Source organism: Streptomyces sp. NPDC005811 (assembly GCF_040630405.1).
GTDB lineage: Bacteria > Actinomycetota > Actinomycetes > Streptomycetales > Streptomycetaceae > Streptomyces.
This window is the reverse complement of record NZ_JBEXXK010000068.1, coordinates 1-25,626: the sequence shown is the minus strand read 5'-3', so window position 1 is coordinate 25,626 and position 25,626 is coordinate 1. Positions and strand designations below refer to the sequence as shown.

Below are 25,626 nucleotides of genomic sequence, written 5' to 3'. Positions count from 1 at the left end.
GTGGCTGCTCGCAACACGGCCCGCAAGCGCGCCTTCCAGATCCTCTTCGAGGGCGACCAGCGCGGAGCCGACGTCCTCACGGTCCTCGCGGACTGGGTCCGGCACTCCCGGGCCGACACCCGGCAGCCGCCGGTGAGCGAGTACACCATGCAGTTGGTCGAGGGCTACGCGGACCACGTGAAGCGGATCGACGAGCTGATCGCCCAGTACTCCGTCGGCTGGACGCTCGACCGGATGCCGGTCGTCGACCGCAACATCCTGCGGCTCGGTGCCTACGAGCTGATCTGGGTCGACGAGACCCCGGACGCCGTCGTCATCGACGAGATGGTGCAGCTGGCGAAGGAGTTCTCCACGGACGACTCCCCGTCGTTCGTCAACGGACTGCTCGCCCGGCTGAAGGAGCTCAAGCCGACGCTCCGCCGCGACGGCGCCTGAGCGCCACGAGCAGTACCCCGGTAGCACGAGCGCGACAGAACGCCGGAGGGCCCGCAGCATCACCGCTGCGGGCCCTCCGGCATGTCCGTGCCCTCCTGCGCCCCGGGTGCCCCCGAAGCCCCTGGAAACGCCGTCGGGGTGGCCTGAACCACTTGGTTCAGGCCACCCCGACGGTACGTTTCTGCTCAGCCGCGGAGCGGCTCAGCTCTCCTCGTGGGAGACCGCGCGACGCGCGTCCGCGTCCAGCACGCCCCAGCTGATCAGCTGCTCGGTCAGGACCGAGGGCGACTGGTCGTAGATGACGGCGAGGGTGCGCAGGTCGTCCTGGCGGATCGACAGCACCTTGCCGTTGTAGTCACCGCGCTGGGACTGGATCGTCGCCGCGTAGCGCTGCAGGGGGCCCGCCTTCTCGACCGGCACATGGGCCAGCCGCTCCAGGTCCAGGACCAGCTTCGGCGGCGGCTCGGCCGCCCCGCCCGGGGTGGTGCCGGGCAGCAGCTCCTGCACCGGGACGCCGTAGAAGTCCGCCAGCTCGGCGAGGCGCTGCACGGTCACGGCGCGGTCGCCACGCTCGTAGGAGCCGACCACGACCGCCTTCCAGCGTCCCTGGGACTTCTCCTCGACACCGTGGAGGGAAAGGCCCTGCTGGGTGCGGATCGCCCGGAGCTTGGCCCCGAGCTGTTTGGCGTATTCGCTGGACATATAGCTCCCCGGCACTGGGTCGACGCGGCCGGCTTGGGTTCCGTACCGCGCGGCTTGTAACTCATTGTGAGGTTACGCAGCGTGATTCTTCTGCGTCAAGCCGAATGGTCCACACCGACTCTTCCGTGGTATCGATGGCCGATTACTCCATAGGGGTGATCAGGCCCGCCCCGGCGGGCTGCTACGGTGGATGGCGCAAACCCGACGTCCTTTAAGATCCGTCCCGTGAGGCGGAGAAGGAGGTCCGTTTCGTATGGACAAGCCCGACTTCCACACCTCCGATGCCCGGCCCGTTCTCGAAGGCCCCGACATCGCGCGGGTCCTGACCCGCATCGCCCACGAGATCGTCGAACGCGCCAAGGGCGCCGACGACGTGGTGCTCCTCGGCATCCCGACCCGCGGCGTCTTCCTCGCCCGGCGGCTCGCCGCCAAGCTCGAGGAGATCACCGACCGCAAGATTCCGGTCGGCTCGCTCGACATCACCATGTACCGCGACGACCTGCGCATGCACCCCCCGCGCGCGCTCGCCCGCACCGAGATCCCCGGTGACGGCCTCGACGGCAAGCTGGTCGTCCTCGTCGACGACGTGCTCTTCTCCGGCCGCACCATCCGCGCCGCCCTCGACGCCCTCAACGACATCGGGCGCCCGCGCGCGGTCCAGCTCGCGGTCCTCGTCGACCGGGGCCACCGTGAACTGCCCATCCGCGCCGACTACGTCGGCAAGAACCTCCCCACGTCGCTGCGGGAGACGGTCAAGGTCCAGCTCGCCGAGGAGGACGGTCGGGACACCGTGCTCCTCGGTGTGAAGCAGACCCGGTAGCAGCCGGACCCCGCCCGCCGCCTCGGCGCGCCCCCGCCTGCCCTGAATCTCCCCACTTGTCTGAACTGCCTTACGGAGCCTGACAGATGCAGCGTCATCTCATCTCGGCCGCCGACCTCACCCGCGACGACGCCGTCCTGATCCTCGACACCGCCGAGGAGATGGCCCGGGTGGCCGACCGCCCCATCAAGAAACTGCCGACCCTGCGCGGCCGCACGATCGTCAACCTCTTCTTCGAGGACTCCACGCGCACGCGTATCTCGTTCGAGGCCGCCGAGAAGCGCCTCTCCGCGGACGTCATCAACTTCTCCGCCAAGGGCTCCAGCGTCTCCAAGGGCGAGTCCCTGAAGGACACCGCCCAGACGCTGGAGGCCATGGGCGTCGACGCCGTGGTCATCCGGCACGGCGCCTCGGGTGCCCCCTACCGCCTCGCCACCTCCGGCTGGATCGACGCGGCCGTCGTCAACGCGGGCGACGGCACCCACCAGCACCCCACCCAGGCCCTGCTCGACGCCTTCACCATGCGCCGCCGGCTGGTCGGCCGGGACGCCGGGCTCGGCCAGGACCTCGCCGGCAAGCGGATCACCCTCGTCGGCGACGTCCTGCACAGCCGGGTCGCCCGCTCCAACGTCGACCTGCTGCACACCCTCGGCGCCGAGGTCACCCTGGTCGCCCCGCCCACCCTGGTCCCGGTCGGCGTGGACCACTGGCCCTGCGAGGTGTCGTACGACCTCGACGCCGTCCTGCCCAAGTCGGACGCCGTGATGATGCTCCGCGTCCAGCGCGAGCGCATGAACGCCGCCTTCTTCCCGACCGAGCGCGAGTACTCGCGGCGCTACGGCCTCGACGGCGACCGCATGGCGCGGATGCCCGAGCACGCCATCGTGATGCACCCCGGCCCGATGGTCCGCGGCATGGAGATCACCGCCGAGGTCGCCGACTCCGACCGCTGCACCGTCGTCGAACAGGTCGCCAACGGCGTGTCGATCCGGATGGCCGTCCTCTATCTGCTCCTGGGCGGCAACGAACCCGCCGTCAGCCACGCCCGTACCACCGAGGAGAAGTAAGAACCCATGAGCAAGATCCTGATCCGTGGTGCGAAGGTGCTCGGCGGCGAGCCGCAGGACGTCCTGATCGACGGGGCCGTCATCGCCGAGGTGGGCCCGGACCTGAGCGCCGAGGGCGCCGAGGTCGTCGAGGCCGCCGGCAAGGTGCTGCTGCCCGGCCTGGTCGACCTGCACACCCATCTGCGCGAGCCGGGCCGTGAGGACTCCGAGACCGTGCTGACCGGCACGCGCGCGGCGGCCTCCGGCGGCTTCACCGCCGTGTTCGCCATGGCCAACACCTTCCCCGTGGCCGACACCGCCGGTGTGGTCGAGCAGGTCTACCGGCTCGGCCAGGAGCACGGCTACTGCGACGTCCAGCCCATCGGCGCCGTCACCGTCGGCCTGGAGGGCAGGAAGCTCGCCGAGCTGGGCGCCATGCACGAGTCCGCCGCCGGCGTCACCGTCTTCTCCGACGACGGCAAGTGCGTCGACGACGCCGTGATCATGCGGCGCGCGCTGGAGTACGTGAAGGCCTTCGGCGGAGTCGTCGCCCAGCACGCGCAGGAGCCCCGGCTCACCGAGGGCGCCCAGATGAACGAGGGCGTCGTCTCCGCCGAGCTCGGCCTCGGCGGCTGGCCCGCGGTGGCCGAGGAATCGATCATCGCCCGGGACGTCCTGCTCGCCGAGCACGTCGGCTCCCGCGTCCACATCTGCCACCTGTCGACCGCCGGCTCCGTCGAGATCGTCCGCTGGGCCAAGTCCCGCGGCATCGACGTCACCGCCGAGGTCACCCCGCACCACCTGCTCCTCACCGACGAGCTGGTGCGGTCGTACAACCCCGTCTACAAGGTCAACCCGCCGCTGCGCACCGAGCGCGACGTGCTGGCCCTGCGCGAGGCCCTGGCCGACGGCACGATCGACATCGTCGCCACCGACCACGCCCCCCACCCGCACGAGGACAAGGACTGCGAGTGGGCCGCCGCCGCCATGGGGATGGTGGGCCTGGAGACCGCGCTGTCGGTGGTCCAGGAGACCATGGTGGAGACGGGCCTGCTGGACTGGGCCGGGGTCGCCGACCGCATGTCCGCCGCACCCGCGCGCATCGGCCGGGCCACGGGCCACGGGCGCCCCGTCTCGGCAGGTGAGCCCGCCAACCTCACGCTCGTCGACACGGCATACCGTGGTTCCGTGGACCCCGCGGGCTTCGCCTCCCGCAGCCGCAACACTCCGTACGAGGGGCGTGAGCTGCCGGGCCGTGTCACGCACACGTGGCTCCGGGGCAAGGCCACGCTCGTCGACGGGAAGCTCACGTGACCTCTTCAGCACCCCTGCTGCCGGCCCTCACGGCCCTCGCGGCCGAGAAGGAATCGGCCCAGGTGACCGACTGGGCCGCGCGCATCGGCTGGGTGGCCGGACTCGGCCTCTTCGTCGCACTCGTCTACTGGCTGATGCGCGAGGGCTGGAAGTGGCGGGGCACCCTCCAGGGCGACCTCCCGGAACTCCCCACCGCGCCGGACGAGCCCGGCGAGGCGAGACTGACGATGAGCGGCCGCTACCACGGCTCCACCACCGCGGGGCAGTGGCTCGACCGCATCGTGGCGCACGGCCTCGGCACCCGCAGCCGCGTCGAGCTGACGCTCACCGACGCGGGCCTGGACGTCGTACGCCCCGGCGCGACCGACTTCTTCGTCCCCGCCGGAGCACTGCGCGAGGCCCTGCTCGGCAAGGGCATCGCCGGCAAGGTCCTCACCGAGGGCGGACTGCTGGTCGTGACCTGGCAGCACGGCGACCGGCTGATCGACTCCGGTTTCCGCTCCGACCACGCGGCCGAGCACACCGCGTGGGTCGAAACCATCAACTCCATGATCAAGAACAACACGACGGAAGGCGCCGAACGATGACGACCTCCACCAGGGGAATCCCTTCTGAGAAGAGGGTGCTTCCCGCCGTACTCGTCCTGGAGGACGGCCGGATCTTCCGCGGCCGTGCCTACGGGGCCGTGGGGGAGACCTTCGGCGAAGCGGTGTTCTCGACCGGCATGACCGGCTACCAGGAGACGCTGACCGACCCGTCGTACGACCGCCAGATCGTGGTCGCCACCGCCCCCCAGATCGGCAACACCGGCTGGAACGACGAGGACGACGAGTCGAGCCGCATCTGGGTCTCCGGCTACGTCGTGCGCGACCCCGCGCGCGTGCCGTCCAACTGGCGGGCCAAGCGCTCCCTGGACGACGAACTGGTCGCCCAGGACATCGTCGGGATCTCCGGCATCGACACCCGCGCCCTCACCCGCCACCTCCGCGAGCGCGGCTCCATGCGGGCCGGCATCTTCTCCGGCGAGACGGTCGCCGCGGAGACCGAGCTCCTCGCGCGCGTGCAGGCCCAGCCGCACATGAAGGGCGCCAGCCTCTTCGAGGAGGTCGCCACCAAGGAGGCGTACGTCGTCCCCGCGGTCGGCGAGAAGAAGTTCACCGTCGCTGCCATCGACCTCGGCATCAAGGGCATGACCCCGCACCGCATGGCCGAGCGCGGCATCGAGGTGCACGTGCTGCCCGCCACCGCGACCGCCGACGACGTCTACGCCGTCAGCCCCGACGGCGTCTTCTTCTCCAACGGCCCCGGCGACCCCGCCACCGCCGACGGCCCGGTCGCCCTCATGACCGCCGTCCTGGAGCGGAAGACCCCGCTGTTCGGCATCTGCTTCGGCAACCAGATCCTGGGCCGAGCCCTCGGCTTCGGCACCTACAAGCTGAAGTACGGCCACCGCGGGATCAACCAGCCGGTCCAGGACCGGACGACCGGCAAGGTCGAGGTCACCGCGCACAACCACGGCTTCGCCGTGGACGCGCCGCTCGACCGGGTGAGCGAGACGCCCTTCGGCCGCGCCCAGGTCTCCCACGTCTGCCTCAACGACGACGTCGTGGAGGGGCTCCAGCTGCTCGACCAGCCGGGCTTCTCCGTCCAGTACCACCCCGAAGCGGCAGCCGGCCCGCACGACGCCGCCTACCTGTTCGACCGCTTCGTATCCCTGATGGAGGGCCAGCGTGCCTAAGCGCACCGATATCCAGTCCGTCCTGGTCATCGGCTCCGGCCCGATCGTCATCGGCCAGGCCGCCGAGTTCGACTACTCCGGCACCCAGGCGTGCCGCATCCTGCGCGCCGAGGGCCTGCGGGTCGTCCTGGTGAACTCCAACCCGGCGACGATCATGACCGACCCGGAGATCGCCGACGCCACCTACGTCGAGCCGATCACCCCCGAGTTCGTCGAGAAGATCATCGCCAAGGAGCGCCCCGACGCGCTCCTGCCCACCCTGGGCGGCCAGACGGCCCTCAACACCGCCATCTCGCTGCACGAGAACGGCGTCCTGGAGAAGTACGGCGTCGAGCTGATCGGCGCCAACGTGGAGGCCATCCACAAGGGCGAGGACCGCGACCTGTTCAAGGTGGTCGTGGAGGAGGTCCGCAAGAAGATCGGGCACGGCGAGTCCGCCCGCTCGGTCATCTGCCACACCATGGACGAGGTCCTCGCGGGCGTCGACACGCTCGGCGGCTACCCGGTCGTCGTGCGCCCCTCCTTCACCATGGGCGGCGCCGGCTCCGGCTTCGCCCACGACGAGGAGGAGCTGCGCCGCATCGCCGGGCAGGGCCTCACGCTCTCGCCGACCACCGAGGTGCTCCTGGAGGAGTCCATCCTCGGCTGGAAGGAGTACGAGCTGGAGCTGATGCGCGACAAGCACGACAACGTCGTGGTCGTCTGCTCCATCGAGAACTTCGACCCCATGGGCGTGCACACCGGCGACTCGATCACCGTCGCCCCGTCGATGACCCTGACCGACCGCGAGTACCAGATCCTGCGCGACATCGGCATCGCCGTGATCCGCGAGGTCGGCGTGGACACCGGCGGCTGCAACATCCAGTTCGCGGTGAACCCCGAGGACGGCCGGGTCATCGTCATCGAGATGAACCCGCGCGTGTCGCGGTCCTCCGCGCTCGCCTCCAAGGCGACCGGCTTCCCGATCGCCAAGATCGCCGCCAAGCTCGCCGTCGGCTACACCCTCGACGAGATCCCCAACGACATCACGCAGGAGACCCCGGCCTCCTTCGAGCCCACGCTCGACTACGTGGTCGTCAAGGCGCCGCGGTTCGCCTTCGAGAAGTTCCCGCAGGCCGACTCCACGCTGACCACCACCATGAAGTCGGTCGGCGAGGCCATGGCCATCGGCCGCAACTTCACCGAGGCCTTCCAGAAGGCGCTGCGCTCGCTGGAGAAGAAGGGCAGCCAGTTCACCTTCGTCGGCGAGCCCGGCGACAAGGACGAGCTGCTGCGCGAGGCGGTCCGCCCCACCGACGGCCGGATCAACACCGTCATGCAGGCCATCCGCGCCGGCGCCACCCCCGAGGAGATCTTCGACTACACGAAGATCGACCCCTGGTTCGTCGACCAGCTCTTCCTCATCAAGGAGACCGCGGACGAGCTGGCCGCCGCCGAGCGCCTGGACGCCGGCCTGCTCGCCGAGGCCAAGCGGCACGGCTTCTCCGACCAGCAGATCGGTGAGATCCGCGGGCTGCGCGAGGACGTCGTCCGCGAGGTGCGGCACGCGCTCGGCGTCCGCCCGGTCTACAAGACGGTCGACACCTGCGCCGCCGAGTTCGCCGCGAAGACCCCGTACTTCTACTCCTCCTACGACGAGGAGACCGAGGTCGCGCAGCGCGAGAAGCCCGCGGTGATCATCCTGGGCTCCGGCCCGAACCGCATCGGCCAGGGCATCGAGTTCGACTACTCCTGCGTCCACGCCTCCTTCGCGCTCTCCGACGCCGGGTACGAGACCGTGATGGTCAACTGCAACCCGGAGACCGTCTCCACCGACTACGACACCTCCGACCGCCTGTACTTCGAGCCGCTCACGCTCGAGGACGTGCTGGAGATCGTCCACGCGGAGGCGCAGGCCGGTCCGGTCGCCGGTGTCGTCGTCCAGCTCGGCGGCCAGACCCCGCTGGGTCTCGCCCAGGCGCTGAAGGACAACGGCGTGCCGATCGTCGGCACCCCGCCCGAGGCCATCCACGCGGCCGAGGACCGGGGCGCCTTCGGACGCGTGCTCGCCGAGGCCGGCCTGCCCGCCCCCAAGCACGGCACCGCCACCACCTTCGCCGAGGCCAAGGCCATCGCCGACGAGATCGGCTACCCGGTCCTCGTCCGGCCCTCGTACGTCCTCGGCGGCCGCGGCATGGAGATCGTCTACGACGAGACCCGGCTGTCCTCCTACATCGCCGAGTCGACCGAGATCAGCCCCACCCGGCCGGTCCTCGTCGACCGCTTCCTCGACGACGCCATCGAGATCGACGTCGACGCGCTCTACGACGGCACCGAGCTCTACCTCGGCGGCGTCATGGAGCACATCGAGGAGGCCGGCATCCACTCCGGCGACTCGGCGTGCGCCCTGCCCCCGATCACCCTCGGCGGCTTCGACATCAAGCGCCTGCGCGCCTCCACCGAGGCCATCGCCAAGGGCGTCGGCGTGCGCGGTCTGATCAACATCCAGTTCGCGATGGCGGGTGACATCCTCTACGTGCTGGAGGCCAACCCGCGCGCGTCCCGCACCGTCCCCTTCACCTCGAAGGCGACCGCGGTGCCGCTGGCGAAGGCCGCCGCCCGGATCTCGCTCGGCGCGACCATCGCCGAGCTGCGCGCCGAGGGGCTGCTCCCGGCCACCGGCGACGGCGGCGAACTGCCGCTGGACGCGCCGATCTCCGTCAAGGAGGCCGTGATGCCGTGGACCCGCTTCCGCGACACCTCCGGCCGCGGCGTGGACACCGTCCTCGGCCCGGAGATGCGCTCCACCGGCGAGGTCATGGGCATCGACTCCGTCTTCGGCACGGCGTACGCCAAGTCGCAGGCCGGCGCCTACGGACCGCTGCCCACCAAGGGACGCGCGTTCATCTCGGTCGCCAACCGCGACAAGCGCTCGATGATCTTCCCGGCGCGCGAGCTGGTCGGCCACGGCTTCGAGCTGCTCGCCACCTCCGGCACCGCCGAGGTCCTCAAGCGCAACGGCATCAACGCCACGGTCGTGCGCAAGCAGTCCGAGGGCACCGGCCCGAACGGCGAGAAGACCATCGTCCAGCTCATCCACGACGGCGAGGTCGACCTCATCGTCAACACCCCGTACGGCACCGGCGGCCGCCTCGACGGCTACGAGATCCGTACGGCGGCCGTGGCCCGGTCCGTGCCGTGCCTGACGACGGTCCAGGCGCTCGCCGCGGCCGTCCAGGGCATCGACGCGCTCAACCACGGCGACGTGGGCGTCCGCTCGCTCCAGGAACACGCGGAACACCTGACCGCGGCCCGCGACTAGCAGCCCTGAGGGGGACACCGGAAACGGTGTCCCCCTCTTCATGAGGGCTCTTCATGAGGGAACCATGTACAAGATCTTCTTCAATCTCGTGTTCAAGCGGATGGACCCCGAGCAGGCGCACCACCTGGCCTTCCGCTGGATCCGCCTCGCCGTCCGCGTCCCCGTCCTGCGCACCTTCGTCGCCGCCGCACTCGCCCCGCGCCACAAGGAGCTGCGCACCGAGGCGTTCGGACTGCGCATGCACGGCCCCTTCGGGCTCGCCGCGGGCTTCGACAAGAACGCCGTCGCGATCGACGGCATGTCGATGCTGGGCTTCGACCATGTCGAGATCGGCACGGTCACCGGCGAGCCGCAGCCGGGCAACCCCAAGAAGCGGCTGTTCCGGCTGGTCGCCGACCGCGCCCTGATCAACCGCATGGGCTTCAACAACGAGGGCTCGCTCGCCGTCGCCGCGCGCCTGGCGTCCCGTACCCCTGTCTTCCGCACGGTCGTCGGCGTCAACATCGGCAAGACCAAGGTCGTCCCCGAGGAGGAGGCCGTCGGTGACTACGTGAAGTCGACCGAGCGACTCGCCCCGTACGCCGACTACCTGGTCGTCAACGTGTCCTCGCCGAACACGCCCGGCCTGCGCAACCTCCAGGCCACCGAGGCGCTGCGGCCGCTGCTGAGCGCCGTGCGCGAGGCCGCCGACCGCACCGTCACCTCGCGGCGCGTCCCGCTGCTGGTGAAGATCGCCCCCGACCTCGCCGACGAGGACGTGGACGCGGTCGCCGACCTCGCGGTGGAGCTCGGCCTGGACGGGATCATCGCCACCAACACGACCATCGCGCGCGAGGGGCTCGGTCTGCGGTCCGACCCCGCGCTGGTCCAGGAGACCGGCGGACTGTCCGGGGCCCCGCTCAAGACCCGCTCCCTGGAGGTGCTCAGGCGGCTCTACGCGCGCGTGGGCGACCGGATCACCCTGGTGGGCGTCGGCGGCGTCGAGAGCGCCGAGGACGCCTGGCAGCGCATCCTGGCCGGCGCCACGCTGGTCCAGGGCTACAGCGCCTTCATCTACGAGGGCCCGTTCTGGAGCCGCGCCCTCCACAAGGGGCTCGCCGCGCGGCTGCGCACGAGCCCGTACGCCACCCTCGCCGACGCGGTCGGCGCCGACGTGAGGAAGACGGCATGACCCTCGAGCCCTTCGGCGCGCGCCTGCGCCGGGCGATGGACGAGCGCGGCCCCCTGTGCGTCGGGATCGACCCGCACCGCTCCCTGCTCGCCGAGTGGGGGCTGAACGACGACGTGGCGGGTCTGGAGCGGTTCAGCCGCACGGTCGTCGAGGCGGTGGCCGGCCGGGTCGCCGTGCTGAAGCCGCAGAGCGCGTTCTTCGAGCGGTTCGGCTCGCGCGGGGTCGCCGTGCTGGAGAAGTCGGTCCAGGAGGCGCGGGCCGCCGGTGCCCTGGTGGTCATGGACGCCAAGCGCGGGGACATCGGCTCGACCATGGCCGCCTACGCCGAGTCCTTCCTGCACAAGGACGCGCCCCTGTTCTCCGACGCGCTGACCGTCTCCCCGTACCTCGGCTACGGCTCGCTCGCCCCGGCCGTCGCGCTGGCCCGGGAGAACGGCGCCGGGCTGTTCGTGCTGGCGCTCACCTCCAACCCGGAGGGGGGCGAGGTGCAGCACGCGGTGCGCGCCGACGGCCGGGACGTCGGCGCGACCATGCTGGCGCACCTGGCCGCCGAGAACGCGGGCGAGGAGCCCCTGGGCTCCTTCGGGGCGGTCGTCGGGGCGACCCTGGGGGACCTCTCGTCCTACGACCTCGGCATCGGCGGGCCGCTCCTGGCGCCCGGCGTGGGTGCCCAGGGGGCGACCCCGGCCGATCTTCCCGGGGTGTTCGGGAGCGTGCTGCGCAACGTCGTGCCGAACGTCAGCCGGGGAGTGTTGCGCCACGGTCCCGACGTGAGCGCGCTGCGTGACGCCTCGGACCGCTTCGCGGACGAGATCCGCGTCACGTTGGAGACCTCCTGACGGCCGGTCCGAGGGCGTTTCAAACCTCCGATGAGTGCTTCGTGGCCGATTTGAGGCTGGATACATTCTCAAATCCGGGGCACTATGTCTGAAATATCCCGTCCTGACAGAGGCTGACCAGGACTTTTCCTCTGTTCTCGCTGACTCAGGCGGACTTGGCCGCTAGTCTCCGAGCAGTGGGGGTCCCTCCCACGCTTTTACAGCAGTGGGGTGAACGGGCAGAGCGTGTTGCTCGTAGCTCCCTAGGTGTGGGGCGACTAGGTTCCTCACCGGTCCGTATCCGACAGTTCGACATCCGAGGTGACGTAGGCGTGGCTCTTCCGCCCCTTACCCCCGAACAGCGCGCAGCCGCGCTCGAAAAGGCCGCCGCGGCTCGCCGGGAGCGGGCCGAGGTCAAGAATCGACTCAAGCACTCCGGCGCCTCCCTGCACGAGGTCATCAAGCAGGGTCAGGAGAACGACGTCATCGGCAAGATGAAGGTCTCCGCCCTGCTCGAGTCCCTGCCGGGCGTGGGCAAGGTCCGTGCCAAGCAGATCATGGAGCGACTCGGCATCTCCGAGAGCCGCCGCGTACGCGGTCTCGGTTCCAACCAGATCGCCTCCCTGGAGCGTGAGTTCGGCAGCACCGGGTCCTGATCCCGGGTACTGCCGGGAAGGGAGTCCCGGGCACTCCGGGATTGCTGGAATAATCGCTGCATGAGTGAACGTCCGCGGCTGACCGTGCTCTCCGGCCCCTCCGGGGTCGGCAAGAGCACGGTCGTCGCCCATATGCGCAAGGAACACCCCGAGGTCTGGCTCTCGGTGTCGGCGACGACCCGGAAGCCCCGCCCCGGTGAGCAGCACGGTGTCCACTACTTCTTCGTCACCGACGACGAGATGGACAAGCTGATCGCCAACGGCGAGCTCCTCGAGTGGGCCGAGTTCGCCGGCAACCGCTACGGCACGCCGCGAGGCGCCGTGCTGGAGCGGCTGGAGGCGGGCGAGCCCGTCCTCCTGGAGATCGACCTCCAGGGCGCGCGGCAGGTCCGCGAGTCCATGTCGGACGCCCAGCTGGTGTTCCTGGCTCCCCCCTCCTGGGAGGAGCTGGTGCGCAGACTCACCGGGCGGGGCACCGAGCCGCCCGAGGTCATCGAGCGACGGCTGGACGCCGCGAAGATCGAACTCGCGGCCGAGCCGGAGTTCGACGTGACCCTGGTCAACACCTCTGTCGAGGACGTGGCGCGTGAGCTGCTAGCCTTGATGGATGTCGTGTGATCGTGCAGGTCACACTCACTGATTCTTTCCCATCCATCGGAAGGTAGAGCGTGTCCTCTTCCATCTCCGCGCCCGAGGGCATCATCAACCCGCCGATCGACGAGCTCCTCGAGGCCACCGACTCGAAGTACAGCCTCGTGATCTACGCGGCCAAGCGTGCTCGCCAGATCAACGCGTACTACTCGCAGCTCGGCGAGGGCCTCCTCGAGTACGTCGGTCCGCTCGTCGACACCCACGTCCACGAGAAGCCGCTCTCGATCGCGCTCCGCGAGATCAACGCGGGCCTGCTGACGTCCGAGGCCGTCGCGGACCCCGCGCAGTAACGCGGTCCCACGGACGCAGTAGTAGTACTTTCAGCTTGCAGCTGACTTTTCCACAGGCCCGGCAGTGCTCCTGCCGGGCCTGTGGTGTGTGATGGAGTCGTGCGCCGGAGCCGCGGCGCGCTTCCGAGGTCCGGGGAGAGACGGTGGACAAGCCCAAGGTCGTTCTGGGGGTCAGCGGCGGCATCGCCGCCTACAAGGCCTGTGAGCTGCTGAGAAGGCTCACGGAGTCCGGCCATGACGTACGGGTCGTGCCCACCGCCTCCGCCCTGCACTTCGTCGGCGCCCCCACCTGGTCCGCCCTCTCCGGCAAGCCCGTCTCCACCGAGGTCTGGGACGACGTCCACGAGGTCCCGCACGTCCGCATCGGCCAGCACGCCGACCTGGTCGTGGTCGCCCCCGCCACCGCCGACCTGCTCGCCAAGGCCGCCCACGGCCTCGCCGACGACCTCCTCACCAACACCCTGCTCACGGCCCGCTGTCCCGTCGTCTTCGCCCCCGCGATGCACACCGAGATGTGGGAGCACCCGGCCACCCAGGAGAACGTGGCGACGCTGCGCCGCCGCGGCGCCGTCGTGATCGAGCCCGCCGTAGGCCGGCTCACCGGCGTCGACACCGGCAAGGGGCGGCTGCCCGACCCCGCCGAGATCTTCGAGGTCTGCCGCCGGGTGCTGGCCCGGGGCGTGCGCGAACCCGACCTCGCCGGCCGCCATGTCGTGGTCAGCGCCGGCGGCACCCGCGAGCCCCTCGACCCGGTCCGCTTCCTCGGCAACCGCTCCTCGGGCAAGCAGGGGTACGCCCTCGCCCGCACCGCCGCCGCCCGCGGCGCCCGGGTCACCCTGATCGCGGCCAACACCGGGCTGCCCGACCCGGCGGGCGTCGACGTCGTCCAGGTCGGGACCGCCGTACAGCTGCGCGAGGCCGTGCTCAAGGCGGCCGCCGACGCCGACGCGGTCGTGATGGCCGCCGCGGTGGCCGACTTCCGGCCCGAGACCTACGCCGCCGGGAAAATCAAGAAGAAGGACGGACAGGATCCCGATCCGATCGTCCTCCTACGTAATCCGGACATCCTCGCGGAGATCTCCGCCGACCGCGCCCGCCCCGGGCAGGTGGTCGTCGGTTTCGCCGCCGAGACGGACGACGTGCTCGCCAACGGCCGCACCAAACTCCGCCGCAAGGGGTGCGACCTGCTGGTGGTGAACGAGGTGGGGGAGCGCAGGACCTTCGGTTCCGAGGAGAACGAGGCCGTCGTCCTGGGGGCCGACGGCACCGAGACCCCGGTACCGCACGGGCCCAAGGAAGCCTTGGCCGAAATCGTGTGGGACCTGGTGACGCCACGCCTGACCTGACTGTTTGATGCGCTCGCCGTTCCCTCGTACGCCGCTCGATTCGGGCGTGGCGACCCTGGCCAAGCGTGCTCGGCATTCGGCAGAATGCCCGTGCCGCAGGTCACAGCGCTCCCGAGAGGCGAGACGGGTGGGCCGGTGGCCGGGCTCGACCGATAAACTGTTCCCGGACGACGCCGGGCGCAGCTCCCGTCGCGTCCGCCAATGATCAGCCAGCAGCCGCTGCAACCCCAGGGAGCGTTGTGTCCCGTCGCCTGTTCACTTCGGAGTCCGTGACCGAGGGTCACCCCGACAAGATCGCTGACCAGATCAGCGACACCATCCTCGACGCGCTGCTGCGCGAGGACCCGACGTCCCGCGTCGCCGTCGAGACCCTGATCACCACCGGTCTGGTGCACGTGGCCGGTGAGGTCACCACCAAGGCCTACGCGCCGATCCCCCAGCTCGTCCGCGAGAAGATCCTCGAGATCGGCTACGACTCGTCGAAGAAGGGCTTCGACGGCGCCTCCTGCGGTGTGTCGGTGTCCATCGGCTCGCAGTCCCCGGACATCGCGCAGGGCGTGGACACGGCGTACGAGTCCCGGGTCGAGGGCGATGACGACGAGCTCGACAAGCAGGGCGCCGGTGACCAGGGCCTGATGTTCGGCTACGCCTCCGACGAGACGCCGACCCTGATGCCGCTCCCGATCTTCCTGGCGCACCGCCTGTCCAAGCGCCTCTCGGACGTCCGCAAGAACGGGACCATCCCCTACCTGCGCCCCGACGGCAAGACCCAGGTCACCATCGAGTACGACGGCGACAAGGCCGTCCGCCTCGACACGGTCGTCGTCTCCTCGCAGCACGCGAGCGACATCGACCTGGACTCCCTGCTGGCGCCCGACATCCGCGAGTTCGTCGTGGAGCCCGAGCTGAAGGCGCTGCTGGACGACGGCATCAAGCTCGACACCGAGAACTACCGGCTGCTGGTCAACCCGACCGGCCGCTTCGAGATCGGCGGCCCGATGGGCGACGCCGGCCTCACCGGCCGCAAGATCATCATCGACACCTACGGCGGCTTCGCCCGCCACGGCGGCGGCGCCTTCTCCGGCAAGGACCCGTCCAAGGTGGACCGCTCGGCGGCGTACGCGATGCGCTGGGTCGCCAAGAACGTGGTCGCCGCCGGTCTGGCCGCGCGCTGCGAGGTCCAGGTCGCGTACGCGATCGGCAAGGCCGAGCCGGTCGGTCTGTTCGTCGAGACGTTCGGCACCAACAAGGTCGAGACCGAGAAGATCGAGAAGGCCATCGACGAGGTCTTCGACCTGCGTCCGGCCGCGATCATCCGCGACCTCGACCTGCTGCGCCCGATCTACGCCCAGACCGCCGCGTACGGCCACTTCGGCCGTGAGCTGCCCGAGTTCACCTGGGAGAGGACCGACCGCGTCGAGGCGCTGCGCAAGGCCGCGGGGCTGTAGTCCGCACCACGCACGACACCGGCTCCCGGGACCCTCACTCAGACGGTCCCGGGAGCCGGTGCTTTTTTCGTCGGGGTCGCGCCGTCGGCGTTACGCCTTCTGGGGCTCCGCCGCAGGAGTGGTCGAGGCCGCGCCGGCCGTCCGTGCGCCGCGCAGGAAACGGGCCGCGACGACCGCGAGCAGGGAGGCGGCGGAGAGGATGTAGAGGCCGCCATTGGTGCTGCCGGTGGTGTCCTTGAGGTACCCGAAGAGGAACGGCGAGACGAAACCGCCGAGGTTGCCGATCGAGTTCACCAGCGCCAGCCCCGGGGCGGCGATCCTCAGGTCGAGACCGGACTGCGCCATCGGCCAGAACAGGGTCGCGGCGCACTTGGAGCCGACGCCCGCGAGGGTGATCGCGGCGAGGCCGAACCAGGGGGAGCCGAGGGTGGCCAGGTAGGTGCCCAGGGCGGACAGCACCAGGGTCAGCGCGAGGTAGGGGCGCCGGTCGGGGGCGCGGTCGGTGAAGTGGCTCATCGTGTACATGGCGATCATGGAGCAGACCGCGGGGATCGCCGACAGCAGGCCGACCTCGAAGGAGGACAGACCGCCGATCTCCTCGATCAGGCTCGGCAGCCAGAAGGTGATCGCGTACCCGGTGAGGGTCATCGAGAAGAACGCGCCGGTGAGCAGGGCGACCTGCGGGTGGAACATCAGCCGTAGCCGCGAGACCTTCGGGGCCCGGGCGCGGGCCGTCTCGTCCTGGGCGACGGCCGTGCGCAGGGCGGTCTTCTCCTCGGCCGACAGCCAGCGCGCGTCCTCGATCCGGGAGACGAGGAAGAAACCGGCGATGACGCCCACGATCACGGAGAACGTGCCCTCCAGGGCGAACATCCACCGCCAGCCCGCGATGCCGCCCGCACCGTGCAGTTCGAGCAGGGCGCCGGTGATCGGGCCGGTGATGACGCCGGCGGCCGCCGAGCCGCCCAGGAAGATCGCGGTGGCCCGGCCCCGGCTGGAGTCGGGCAGCCACTGGGTGAGGTAGAGCATCGCGCCGGGGAAGAAGCCGGCCTCCGCGACACCGAGCAGGAAGCGCAGTCCGTAGAACATGGTGACGTTTTGACATCCTCCTTCGGCTGAAGCCAAAGGATTCCAGCCATCACGGGCTGAGGTTCACGGGCGCTCGAACCCTTTCGGGCTGGCACCCCTCCGGCGTGTCCCGCCGCGACAAGGCGTTGCTCAGATTGGCGCACGCTTGGTTATCGCTTGGCACCGAGCTGATCGTACTGTTCCGGCACGGATTGCGCCGAATCGCCCTCACCGTGGCTCATCCGGCGCAGGAACCTGCCCACCGCCCGCTGCTCGACCGTCGCCTCGACCGCCTGACTCGACATCGTTGTCATCACTCCCCTGTGCATGTACGTGAACTCCGGTCACGTAGAGGGCGAGATTAAGTAGGTGATCCTTCCGGGTCAATGGATTGAACGCAGGTACATGTATGTGAACGCTAGGGGGTCCGGGGTCCGGGGCGGGGCCGCTGTCAGTGGGGTTTGGTAAGAATGCAGGGGTGAGCAGCGAGAACGGGCCGGGGGCCGGAGGCGGGGAGGGCGCGCCGCCGGAGCAGCTCGCGTTGATCCGGGAGACCGTGCGCAAGGCCAAGGAGCCGCGGGCCAAACCGCGGACCTGGCGGGGCGCCGCGCTCGCCGAGGAGCTGCCGGTCGCGCGGGTGCTCGTCGACAAGGGCGTGCTCCACCTCGACCGCTACTTCGACTACGCCGTGCCGGCCGAGCTGGACGCCGAGGCCCGGCCGGGGGTCCGGGTGCGGGTGCGGTTCGGCGCGGGCCGCGGCCGGGTGCGCGAGGGGCGGCGCGAGGGCGGGGGACTCATCGACGGGTTCCTCGTCGAGCGGCTCGCCGCCTCCGACTACTCCGGGCCGCTCGCGGCCCTCGCCCAGGTCGTGTCGCCCGAACCGGTGCTGGGCCCGGAGCTGCTGGCGCTGACCCGGGCCGTCGCCGACCGCTACGCCGGGAGCCTCGCCGACGTGCTCCAGCTCGCCGTGCCGCCGCGCAACGCGCGCGCCGAACAGCGGCCCTCGCCCGCGCCGCTGCCCCCGCCGCCGGCACCGGAGGCCGGATCCTGGGCCCGGTACGAACGCGGGGCCGCGTTCCTGGAGTCACTGGCCTCGGGCGGCGTACCGCGCGCCGTGTGGAACGCGCTGCCCGGGCCCGGCTGGAGCGAGGAGCTGGCCCGGGCCGTCGCCGCGACCCTCGCCTCGGGACGCGGGGCCCTGGTGGTCGTTCCGGACGGGCGGGCCGCCGCCCGGGTCGACGCGGCCCTGACGGCCCTGCTGGGGGAGGGGCGGCACGCACTGCTCCAGGCGGACGCCGGGCCGGAGAAGCGGTACCGCGAGTGGCTCGGCGTCCGGCGCGGGAGCGTGCGGGCCGTGGTCGGGACCCGCGCCGCGATGTTCGCTCCCGTGCGCGACCTCGGGCTGGTGGCCCTCTGGGACGACGGGGACGACACCCACAGCGAACTGCACGCGCCGCAGCCGCACGCGCGCGAGGTGCTGCTGCTGCGCGCCGCGCAGGACCGGTGCGGGTTCCTCATGGGCGGCTGGAGCTGCACGGTCGAGGGCGCGCAGCTCGTCGAGAGCGGCTGGGCACGGCCGCTGGTCGCCGCGCGGGAGCAGGTGCGGCAGGCCGCGCCGCTGGTGCGGACCGTGGGGGACCAGGACCTGGCGCGGGACGAGGCCGCGCGCGCCGCCCGGCTGCCGTCCCTCGCCTGGCAGGCGGCCCGGGAGGGGCTGCGCCACGGGCCGGTGCTGGTCCAGGTGCCGCGGCGCGGGTACGTACCGCGGATGGCGTGCGCGCAGTGCCGGGCCGCCGCCCGGTGCCGGCACTGCTCAGGGCCGCTGGAGGCGCGGGACGGCGGGGCGCTGTGGTGCGGGTGGTGCGGACGGGAGGAGAGCGCGTGGCACTGTCCGGAGTGCGGGTCGTTCCGGCTGCGGGCCCAGGTCGTGGGGGCGCGGCGGACCGCGGAGGAGCTGGGGCGGGCGTTCCCGGCCGTCCCGGTGCGCACGTCCGGGCGGGAGCACGTCCTCGACACGGTGCCCGGGGCGCCCGCGCTGGTGGTGAGCACCCCGGGGGCCGAGCCGGTGGCCGAGGGCGGGTACGCGGCGGCGCTGCTGCTCGACGGCTGGGCCATGCTGGGCCGGCCCGATCTGCGCGCCGGGGAGGACGCGCTGCGGCGCTGGATCGCGGCCGCGGCGCTGGTACGGCCGCAGGGGGAGGGCGGGACCGTGGTGGTCGTCGCCGAGCCGACGCTACGGCCCGTGCAGGCGCTGGTGCGGTGGGATCCCGTGGGCCATGCGCTGCGGGAGCTCTCGGAGCGGGCCGAGCTGGGATTCCCGCCGGTGTCGAGGATGGCGTCGGTGTCGGGGACGGCGGAGGCGGTGGCCGCGTTCCTGGGGGCGGCCGCACTGCCCGCCGAGGCGGAGGTGCTGGGGCCGGTGCCGTTGCCGGTCACCCCACCGGGCCGGCCGAGGCGGACGGGGGCGCCGCCCGCGGGGGAGCACTGGGAGCGGGCGCTGGTGCGGGTGCCGCCGGGGCGGGGAGCGGCGCTGGCGGGCGCGCTGAAGTCGGCTCAGGCCGCTCGGATGGCCCGGGGGGCGGAGGAATCGGGGCGGGTGTGGGTGCGGGTCGATCCCGGGGACATCGGGTGAGCGGTGGCCGGCCGGGCTGAGCCGGGGCTCCGGAATTGCGGCTGCCCTCTCGGGAGGGGGCCGAGAGGGCAGGAGCGGCGGGTGGCCTCAGCCGTTGCGCGGGCCGGGGAAGGCGGTCGGTCTCACCTCGTCGCGCAGGGCCGGGCTGCCCGCCGTCGGCTGGGTCGGCATGGAGCGGGCGGCGGGGACGGTGGGGACCGTCGGCAGGCCCGTGTTCACGCTGACCGTGCGGGGGCCGGTCGGATCCACCGGGGTCCGCTCGGTCTCGGCGGGCGCCTGGGCGGCGGCGGCCCTGCGGGAGCCGTAGCGGCGGTGGACCGCCTGCTTGGTGACGCCCAGCGCGGAGCCCACCGCGTCCCACGAGAAGCCGAGCGAGCGGTCGAAGTCCACCGCCGCGGTGACCAGGGTCTCGACGCTGTCCCGGAGTTCCTGGGCGAGGCGGACCGTCGGGGCGGGGGCGCGTCCGTAGACGACGAAGCCCGTGGAGGGGCCGGAGCGGCGGGGGCGGTAGACGTTGCCCAGCTGGGCGGTGAGGGTGCGCAGCGCGTCCACCTGCCGGCGGACCCGCTCGATGTCCCGCACCAGCAAGTGCAGGCTGGCCCGGGCCTGGGCGTCGTGGGTTGCATGGTCGGCCATGAACAAGCCTCTCGAACCGGCGTTGGGGAGAAGGTCAACTCTTTCTTGACCAACGCGGGTGCGCTCCGCTGGTCACGGTGTGGGCGCGTATGGGCATATGCGGGCGCTCCCGGTGCCGGTCCGCGCCCCCTCGGTAATCGAGGTGGGGGGCTCGGGGTGGGGTCATAGACTTGTGCGTTGCCCGTAGTTGGTTTCTTCGAGAGGCCCGTCCCTTCATGAAGCTCGTCTTCGCCGGTACCCCCGAGGTCGCCGTTCCCGCCCTGGATGCTCTGCTCGCCTCCGGGCGGCACGAGGTGGCCGCCGTCGTGACGCGGCCCGACGCGCAGGCCGGGCGGGGGCGCCGGATGGTGGCCTCTCCCGTCGCCCAGCGGGCCGAGGAGGCGGGCATCGAGGTGCTGAAGCCAGCGCGGCCCCGGGACCCGGAGTTCCTGGAGCGGCTGCGGGAGATCGCGCCGGACTGCTGTCCCGTCGTCGCCTACGGGGCCCTGCTGCCCAAGGTGGCGCTCGACATCCCGGCCCACGGCTGGGTCAACCTGCACTTCTCGCTGCTGCCGGCCTGGCGTGGCGCCGCGCCGGTGCAGCACGCGGTCATGGCGGGGGACGAGATCACCGGGGCGTCCACCTTCCTGATCGAGGAGGGGCTGGACTCCGGGCCCGTCTACGGGACCGTCACCGAGGTGGTGCGGGCCACCGACACCAGCGGGGATCTGCTGACGCGCCTCGCCTTCGCGGGCGCGGGACTGCTCGCGGCCACCATGGACGGGATCGAGGACGGCAGCCTGAAGGCCGTGCCGCAGCCGGCGGACGGGATCACGCTCGCCCCCAAGATCACCGTCGAGGACGCGCTGATCGACTGGGCCGCCCCCGCGCTGCGGGTGGACCGGGTCGTGCGCGGGTGCACGCCCGCCCCCGGCGCCTGGACCACCTTCCGGGGCGAGCGGCTCAAGCTCATCCATGTGCAGCCGGTCCCCGGGCGGGACGACCTCGCTCCCGGCGCGCTGGCCGTCGGCAAGAACAGCGTCCACGTCGGGACCGGGTCGTACGCCGTCGAGTTGCTGTGGGTCCAGGCCCAGGGCAAGAAGCCGATGCGGGCCGCCGACTGGGCGCGCGGGGTGCGCATCGGCGAGGGCGAGCGGGTCGGGGCGTAACGCTCCTGCGCCGGTCCGGCGTGCACGTCGTACGCTGGACGCCCCTTCCTTCCCCCAGTCCGGAGCACCTTTTTCGTGAGCGACCAGTCCCCCCGTCCCCGCAAGCCCGCCCGGCCCTACCGCCGGCCCCAGAAGGACCCGGTCCGCATGCTCGCCTTCGAGGCGCTGCGGGCCGTGGACGAGCGGGACGCCTACGCCAACCTGGTGCTGCCGCCGCTGCTGCGCAAGGCGCGGGAGAAGGAGGGACCCGACACGTTCGACGCGCGCGACGCGGCGCTCGCCACCGAGCTGGTGTACGGCACGCTGCGCCGGCAGGGGACGTACGACGCCGTCATCTCCGCCTGTGTGGACCGGCCGCTGAGGGAAGTCGATCCCCCGGTGCTCGACGTCCTCAGCCTGGGCGCGCACCAGTTGCTCGGGACGCGGATCCCGACGCACGCCGCCGTGTCCTCCGCGGTCGAGCTGGCGCGGGTCGTGCTCGGCGACGGGCGGGCCAAGTTCGTCAACGCCGTGCTGCGGAAGATCGCCCAGCACGATCTCGACGGCTGGCTGGAGCAGGTCGCCCCGCCGTACGACGACGACCCCGAGGAGCACCTCGCGGTCGTGCACGCGCATCCGCGCTGGGTCGTCTCCGCGCTGTGGGACTCGCTCGGCGGCGGGCGGGCCGGGATCGAGGACCTGCTCGAGGCCGACAACGAGCGGCCGGAGGTCACCCTGGTCGCCCGGCCCGGGCGGGCCACGCCGGAGGAACTGCTCCGGGAGCACGCCGCCGTACCGGGACGCTGGTCGCCGTACGCCGTGCGGCTCACCGAGGGCGGGGAGCCCGGGGCCGTCGACGCCGTACGCGAGGGGCGTGCGGGGGTCCAGGACGAGGGGAGCCAGCTCGTCGCGCTCGCCCTCGCCGCCGCGCCCGTGGAGGGGCGGGACGAGAGGTGGCTCGACGGGTGTGCCGGGCCCGGCGGCAAGGCCGCGCTGCTCGCCGCCCTGGCCGCCGAGCGCGGGGCCGTGCTGCTCGCCTCCGAGAAGCAGCCGCACCGGGCGGGTCTGGTGGCCAAGGCGCTGCACGGCAATCCCGGGCCCTACCAGGTCATCGCCGCCGACGGGCTCCGCCCGCCGTGGCGGCCCGGTTCCTTCGACCGGGTCCTGATGGACGTGCCCTGCACCGGCCTGGGCGCCCTGCGACGGCGTCCCGAGGCGCGCTGGCGGCGCCGGCCCGAGGACCTCGAAGGCTTCGCGCCGTTGCAGCGCGGGCTGCTGCGGACCGCCCTGGAGGCCGTGCGGGTCGGCGGTGTCGTCGGGTACGCCACCTGCTCACCGCATCTCGCGGAGACCCGGGCGGTCGTCTCCGACGTGCTCAAGCAGTTCCCGCAGACCGACCTCGTCGACGCGAGGCCGCTGCTGCCGGGCGTGCCGTCGCTGGGCGACGGGCCCGACATCCAGCTGTGGCCGCATGTGCACGGCACCGACGCCATGTATCTGGCGCTCATCCGCCGGACCGGGTGATGACGGTACGTCATATCCCAAGCCGGGCAAGAGAGTTGAAGTCGGGAAACCTTAAGCCGCCGGCTTCCGGGCACAGCATCGCATAGCCAACCCCGACTGTTTCTCGATGTCTGCCACAGTGCCGACTGGTTTCTTTATCTCACCAAAACAACGGCACGGAATTCCTGAGACCAACCTTCCCGAAGGGGATTTCTGGAATTCCGTGAAGCCTCTTTGGAAGGGATAGAGAAAATGTCGGAGAACCATACCCACCGCAGGTCGAAGAACCGGTTGAAGAAGGCCGGCGCGGCGTTCGCCGCGGGAACGGTCCTGCTCTTCGGGGCGGTGTACGTGAACGCCCATGCCGCGTCCGTCGACGGGGCGGCGACCGCGACCGCCCCGTCCGCGGCCGCCTCCGCCGCCTCCACCGCCTCCGCCTCGGATGTGGTCGCCGCGGCCGACGCCTTCCTGGACACCCTCGACGACGACCAGCAGTCGTCCGTGCTCCTCGACTTCACCCAGGCGAACGCCACCGCCTGGTCGAACCTCCCGTGCGGTTCGACCTGTCGGGTCGGCATCGCGTTCAGCTCGCTCAGCGACACCCAGCTGACCGCCGCCAAGGCGGTGATCGAGGCGGCGACCGGTACCGGCACCGACACCGGCAACGACCAGATCACCCAGATCCTGGCCGCCGACGACTACCTCGGCGAGTCCGCCAGCGGCTACGGCAGCGGCAACTACTACCTGGCGTTCCTCGGCACCCCGAGCACGGACGGCACCTGGCAGCTGCACTTCGGCGGTCACCACCTCGCCCTGAACCTCACCTACAAGGACGGGGAGGTCGAGGGCTCCACGCCGTACTTCGTCGGGGTGGAGCCGACCAGCTGGACCGACGACGGCACCACGTACGCACCGCTGTCCGGGATGTACGACGCGATGTCCGCCATGGTCTCCTCGCTGAGCAGCGACGAACTCACGGAGGCGAAGCTCTCCGAGTCGTTCAGCGACGTGCTGCTCGGTCCGGACGACGACGGCGACTTCCCCACGACGAAGGAGGGGCTCGCGGTCGGCGAACTCACCGACGACCAGCAGGAGCTGGTCCTGAACGCCATCGAACCGTGGGTCGACGTGGCGGACGACACCACCGCCGCCTCCGTGCTGAGCACCTACAAGTCGGAACTGGACGAGACCTACATCTCGTACTCCGGCTCGACCGATCTGAGCGCCCAGGGCGACTACGTGCGCATCGACGGACCCGGTGTCTGGATCGAGTTCGTCTGCCAGGACGGCGTGGTGTACTCGGATCAGATCCACTACCACACCGTCTACCGGGACCACACCACCGACTACGGCGGAGAGTTCTCGTTCTGATGAACCGCCGGCCGATCTCACTGTCGCATGCGCTGCGCATGCTGGCCGGGATCGCGGTGACGGTGACGGCGGCGCTGCTTCTGGCAGCGCCGCCCGCCGCCGCCCATCCCATGCCCCACTCGGTGCTGCTGCTCGACGTGCACGAGACGTCGGTGACCGCCGAACTGGAGCTGCCGGTCAGCGACTTCTCCCGGGCCAGCGGTATCGCCCTGGACGACTCCACCACCGCCGAGCAGCTGTCGGCGCGGACCGCCGCGATCCGCCGCTACCTGTCCGCGCATCTGCACCCCACCACCCGCGGGGGCGAGGCATGGACCGTCGCCTTCGGCGCCCTGGCCCTGGGGCGGGCGGAGCAGACCTCCACCGGCACCTACCGCGAGCTGACGGTGCGGGCCACGCTCACCCCGCCCTCCGGCGGGGACCCGCGCCGGTTCGTCCTCGACTACGACGCCGTCGTCCACCAGGTCGTCACCCACACCGTGATGGTCTCCGTCCGGCAGGACTGGGCCGCCGGCCGCGTGGCCGACGCGGGGCAGGACACCGCGACCGAGGTCGGCGTCATCCGCGTCGACACCCGGACCATGACCGTCGCCCCCCTCACCGTCGACCTGGAGAGCGGGAGCGTCTGGAGCGGGACGTACGCCATGTTCCGGCTCGGCGCCGCTCACATTCTCGACGGCACCGATCATCTGCTCTTCCTGCTGATTCTTCTGCTTCCCGCCCCTCTTCGGGTGGCCGGAAAACGCTGGCGGGGAACAGTGGACAACCGGACCGCGATACGGCGAACAGGCCGGACGACTCTCGCTTTCACCGTCGGGCATTCCCTGGCGCTCGCGCTGAGTGCTTTCGGACGTCTCGACATTCCGGCTCAGCCGGTCGAGGTTTTCATCGCCTTCAGTATTCTCGTCGGTGCCGTGCACGCCATGCGCCCGATATTCCCCGGGCGGGAAGCCCTGGTCGCGGGTTTCTTCGGGCTCGGGCACGGCCTGGCCTTCTCGCTCACGCTCGCCGAGATGCACCTCTCCACCACCCAACTGGCCCTCAGCCTCGCGGGATTCAACCTCGGCATCGAAGCCGTGCAACTCGTCCTGGTCCTCCTCGCCCTGCCGGGCCTGATCTGTCTCACCCGGCTGCGCGGGCACTCCGTGCTGCGGGGCGCGTGCGCGGCGCTGACGGCCGGCGCGGCCCTCGGCTGGCTGCTGGACCGGCTCGGCCTGGCCAACCCCGTCGCCCGTGCCGCGGACAGCGCCGGGACGCACACCTCCCAGCTGCTCCTCGTCCTGGTCGCGACGGCCCTGGCGGCCACCCTCCGGTTGATCACCGCCCACCGCCGCGGCCCGGCCCCGGGGAGAGCCACCGGCACCGGCCGTGTGCTCACCGCCCCTCGGCGGCCGTGAGCGGCCGCCGTACCGCCGCGGGTCGTGGTGAGCGCTCGGAGGGTCGGCACGGCCCTGGCGGCCACTCTCCGGTTGCGATCACGCCGACCGCCGCGGCCCGGCCCCGGGGAGTGCCACCGGCACCGGCCGTGTGCTCACCGCCCCTCGGCGGCCCTG

The 25,626-nt window shown here is 71.5% G+C and carries 22 protein-coding genes; 19 read left to right on the top strand and 3 right to left on the bottom strand.

What is annotated here, in order from left to right:
• Complete coding sequence (nusB, locus tag ABZ490_RS44995) at positions 1–435, top strand: transcription antitermination factor NusB (RefSeq protein ID WP_340383014.1); 435 nt, start codon at positions 1–3, stop codon at positions 433–435.
• 201 nt (positions 436–636) lie between these two features.
• Here nusB and bldD read toward each other — a convergent pair whose 3' ends face one another.
• Positions 637–1,137 carry a transcriptional regulator BldD gene (gene bldD / locus ABZ490_RS44990; RefSeq protein WP_009313753.1) on the bottom strand — a complete coding sequence of 167 codons (501 nt, stop codon included), beginning with the start codon at positions 1,135–1,137 and terminating at the stop codon, positions 637–639.
• Between the two features lie 253 nt (positions 1,138–1,390).
• Between bldD and pyrR the strand changes: the two genes are divergently transcribed.
• The 13 genes from pyrR (at position 1,391) to metK (ending at position 15,736) form a co-directional block, all read left to right on the top strand.
• Positions 1,391–1,957: a bifunctional pyr operon transcriptional regulator/uracil phosphoribosyltransferase PyrR gene (gene pyrR, locus ABZ490_RS44985; protein WP_359004259.1), complete on the top strand. Its 567-nt coding sequence runs from the start codon at positions 1,391–1,393 to the stop codon at positions 1,955–1,957.
• A gap of 86 nt (positions 1,958–2,043) precedes the next feature.
• On the top strand, positions 2,044–3,024 hold the full coding sequence (locus ABZ490_RS44980; protein ID WP_359004256.1) for an aspartate carbamoyltransferase catalytic subunit: 981 nt from the start codon (positions 2,044–2,046) through the stop codon (positions 3,022–3,024).
• A gap of 6 nt (positions 3,025–3,030) precedes the next feature.
• A complete protein-coding gene (locus ABZ490_RS44975) occupies positions 3,031–4,317 on the top strand; it encodes a dihydroorotase (protein ID WP_359004253.1) in 1,287 nt (428 codons plus the stop codon).
• The gene (locus tag ABZ490_RS44970) at positions 4,314–4,904 is read left to right on the top strand and encodes a hypothetical protein (protein ID WP_359004250.1); all 591 of its coding nucleotides are present in this window, start codon (positions 4,314–4,316) and stop codon (positions 4,902–4,904) included. The genes ABZ490_RS44975 and ABZ490_RS44970 overlap by 4 nt, the downstream gene beginning before the upstream one ends.
• Positions 4,901–6,055, top strand: coding sequence for a glutamine-hydrolyzing carbamoyl-phosphate synthase small subunit (gene carA, locus ABZ490_RS44965; protein WP_359004248.1), 1,155 nt, complete (start codon positions 4,901–4,903; stop codon positions 6,053–6,055). The genes ABZ490_RS44970 and carA overlap by 4 nt, the downstream gene beginning before the upstream one ends.
• The gene (gene carB / locus ABZ490_RS44960; RefSeq protein ID WP_359004245.1) at positions 6,048–9,356 is read left to right on the top strand and encodes a carbamoyl-phosphate synthase large subunit; all 3,309 of its coding nucleotides are present in this window, start codon (positions 6,048–6,050) and stop codon (positions 9,354–9,356) included. Before carA ends, carB begins: the two co-directional genes overlap by 8 nt.
• A gap of 64 nt (positions 9,357–9,420) precedes the next feature.
• Complete coding sequence (locus ABZ490_RS44955) at positions 9,421–10,527, top strand: quinone-dependent dihydroorotate dehydrogenase (RefSeq protein WP_359004242.1); 1,107 nt, start codon at positions 9,421–9,423, stop codon at positions 10,525–10,527.
• The gene (pyrF, locus tag ABZ490_RS44950) at positions 10,524–11,366 is read left to right on the top strand and encodes an orotidine-5'-phosphate decarboxylase (RefSeq protein WP_359004240.1); all 843 of its coding nucleotides are present in this window, start codon (positions 10,524–10,526) and stop codon (positions 11,364–11,366) included. Before ABZ490_RS44955 ends, pyrF begins: the two co-directional genes overlap by 4 nt.
• 311 nt (positions 11,367–11,677) lie before the next feature.
• Positions 11,678–12,001 (top strand): integration host factor, encoded by a 324-nt coding sequence (locus ABZ490_RS44945; protein WP_003977346.1) that lies wholly within the window; start codon positions 11,678–11,680, stop codon positions 11,999–12,001.
• A 60-nt stretch (positions 12,002–12,061) separates the two neighbouring features.
• On the top strand, positions 12,062–12,619 hold the full coding sequence (gene gmk, locus ABZ490_RS44940; protein WP_359004237.1) for a guanylate kinase: 558 nt from the start codon (positions 12,062–12,064) through the stop codon (positions 12,617–12,619).
• A gap of 50 nt (positions 12,620–12,669) precedes the next feature.
• Entirely contained in the window at positions 12,670–12,942 is a 273-nt protein-coding gene (gene rpoZ / locus ABZ490_RS44935) for a DNA-directed RNA polymerase subunit omega (protein ID WP_067250001.1), read from the top strand.
• A 143-nt stretch (positions 12,943–13,085) separates the two neighbouring features.
• On the top strand, positions 13,086–14,288 hold the full coding sequence (gene coaBC, locus ABZ490_RS44930; protein WP_359004234.1) for a bifunctional phosphopantothenoylcysteine decarboxylase/phosphopantothenate--cysteine ligase CoaBC: 1,203 nt from the start codon (positions 13,086–13,088) through the stop codon (positions 14,286–14,288).
• 239 nt (positions 14,289–14,527) lie between these two features.
• Entirely contained in the window at positions 14,528–15,736 is a 1,209-nt protein-coding gene (metK, locus tag ABZ490_RS44925) for a methionine adenosyltransferase (protein WP_359004231.1), read from the top strand.
• Between the two features lie 90 nt (positions 15,737–15,826).
• Here metK and ABZ490_RS44920 read toward each other — a convergent pair whose 3' ends face one another.
• Positions 15,827–16,825 (bottom strand): MFS transporter, encoded by a 999-nt coding sequence (locus ABZ490_RS44920; RefSeq protein ID WP_359004228.1) that lies wholly within the window; start codon positions 16,823–16,825, stop codon positions 15,827–15,829.
• A 457-nt stretch (positions 16,826–17,282) separates the two neighbouring features.
• Between ABZ490_RS44920 and ABZ490_RS44915 the strand changes: the two genes are divergently transcribed.
• Entirely contained in the window at positions 17,283–19,436 is a 2,154-nt protein-coding gene (locus ABZ490_RS44915) for a primosomal protein N' (protein WP_359004225.1), read from the top strand.
• Positions 19,437–19,523: 87 nt separating this feature from the next.
• Here the strand turns inward: ABZ490_RS44915 and ABZ490_RS44910 are convergent, their stop codons facing one another.
• Positions 19,524–20,072, bottom strand: a complete 549-nt coding sequence (locus tag ABZ490_RS44910) for a hypothetical protein (protein WP_359004223.1) — start codon at positions 20,070–20,072, stop codon at positions 19,524–19,526.
• Between the two features lie 215 nt (positions 20,073–20,287).
• Here ABZ490_RS44910 and fmt point away from each other — a divergent pair, with 215 nt between their 5' ends.
• The 4 genes from fmt (at position 20,288) to ABZ490_RS44890 (ending at position 25,470) form a co-directional block, all read left to right on the top strand.
• A complete protein-coding gene (gene fmt / locus ABZ490_RS44905) occupies positions 20,288–21,220 on the top strand; it encodes a methionyl-tRNA formyltransferase (protein ID WP_359004221.1) in 933 nt (310 codons plus the stop codon).
• A 75-nt stretch (positions 21,221–21,295) separates the two neighbouring features.
• On the top strand, positions 21,296–22,723 hold the full coding sequence (locus ABZ490_RS44900; RefSeq protein ID WP_359004218.1) for a transcription antitermination factor NusB: 1,428 nt from the start codon (positions 21,296–21,298) through the stop codon (positions 22,721–22,723).
• Between the two features lie 231 nt (positions 22,724–22,954).
• Positions 22,955–24,073, top strand: coding sequence for a DUF3500 domain-containing protein (locus tag ABZ490_RS44895; RefSeq protein WP_359004215.1), 1,119 nt, complete (start codon positions 22,955–22,957; stop codon positions 24,071–24,073).
• Positions 24,073–25,470: a HupE/UreJ family protein gene (locus ABZ490_RS44890; RefSeq protein WP_359004212.1), complete on the top strand. Its 1,398-nt coding sequence runs from the start codon at positions 24,073–24,075 to the stop codon at positions 25,468–25,470. The genes ABZ490_RS44895 and ABZ490_RS44890 overlap by 1 nt, the downstream gene beginning before the upstream one ends.
• The last annotated feature ends 156 nt before the right edge of the window (positions 25,471–25,626 follow it).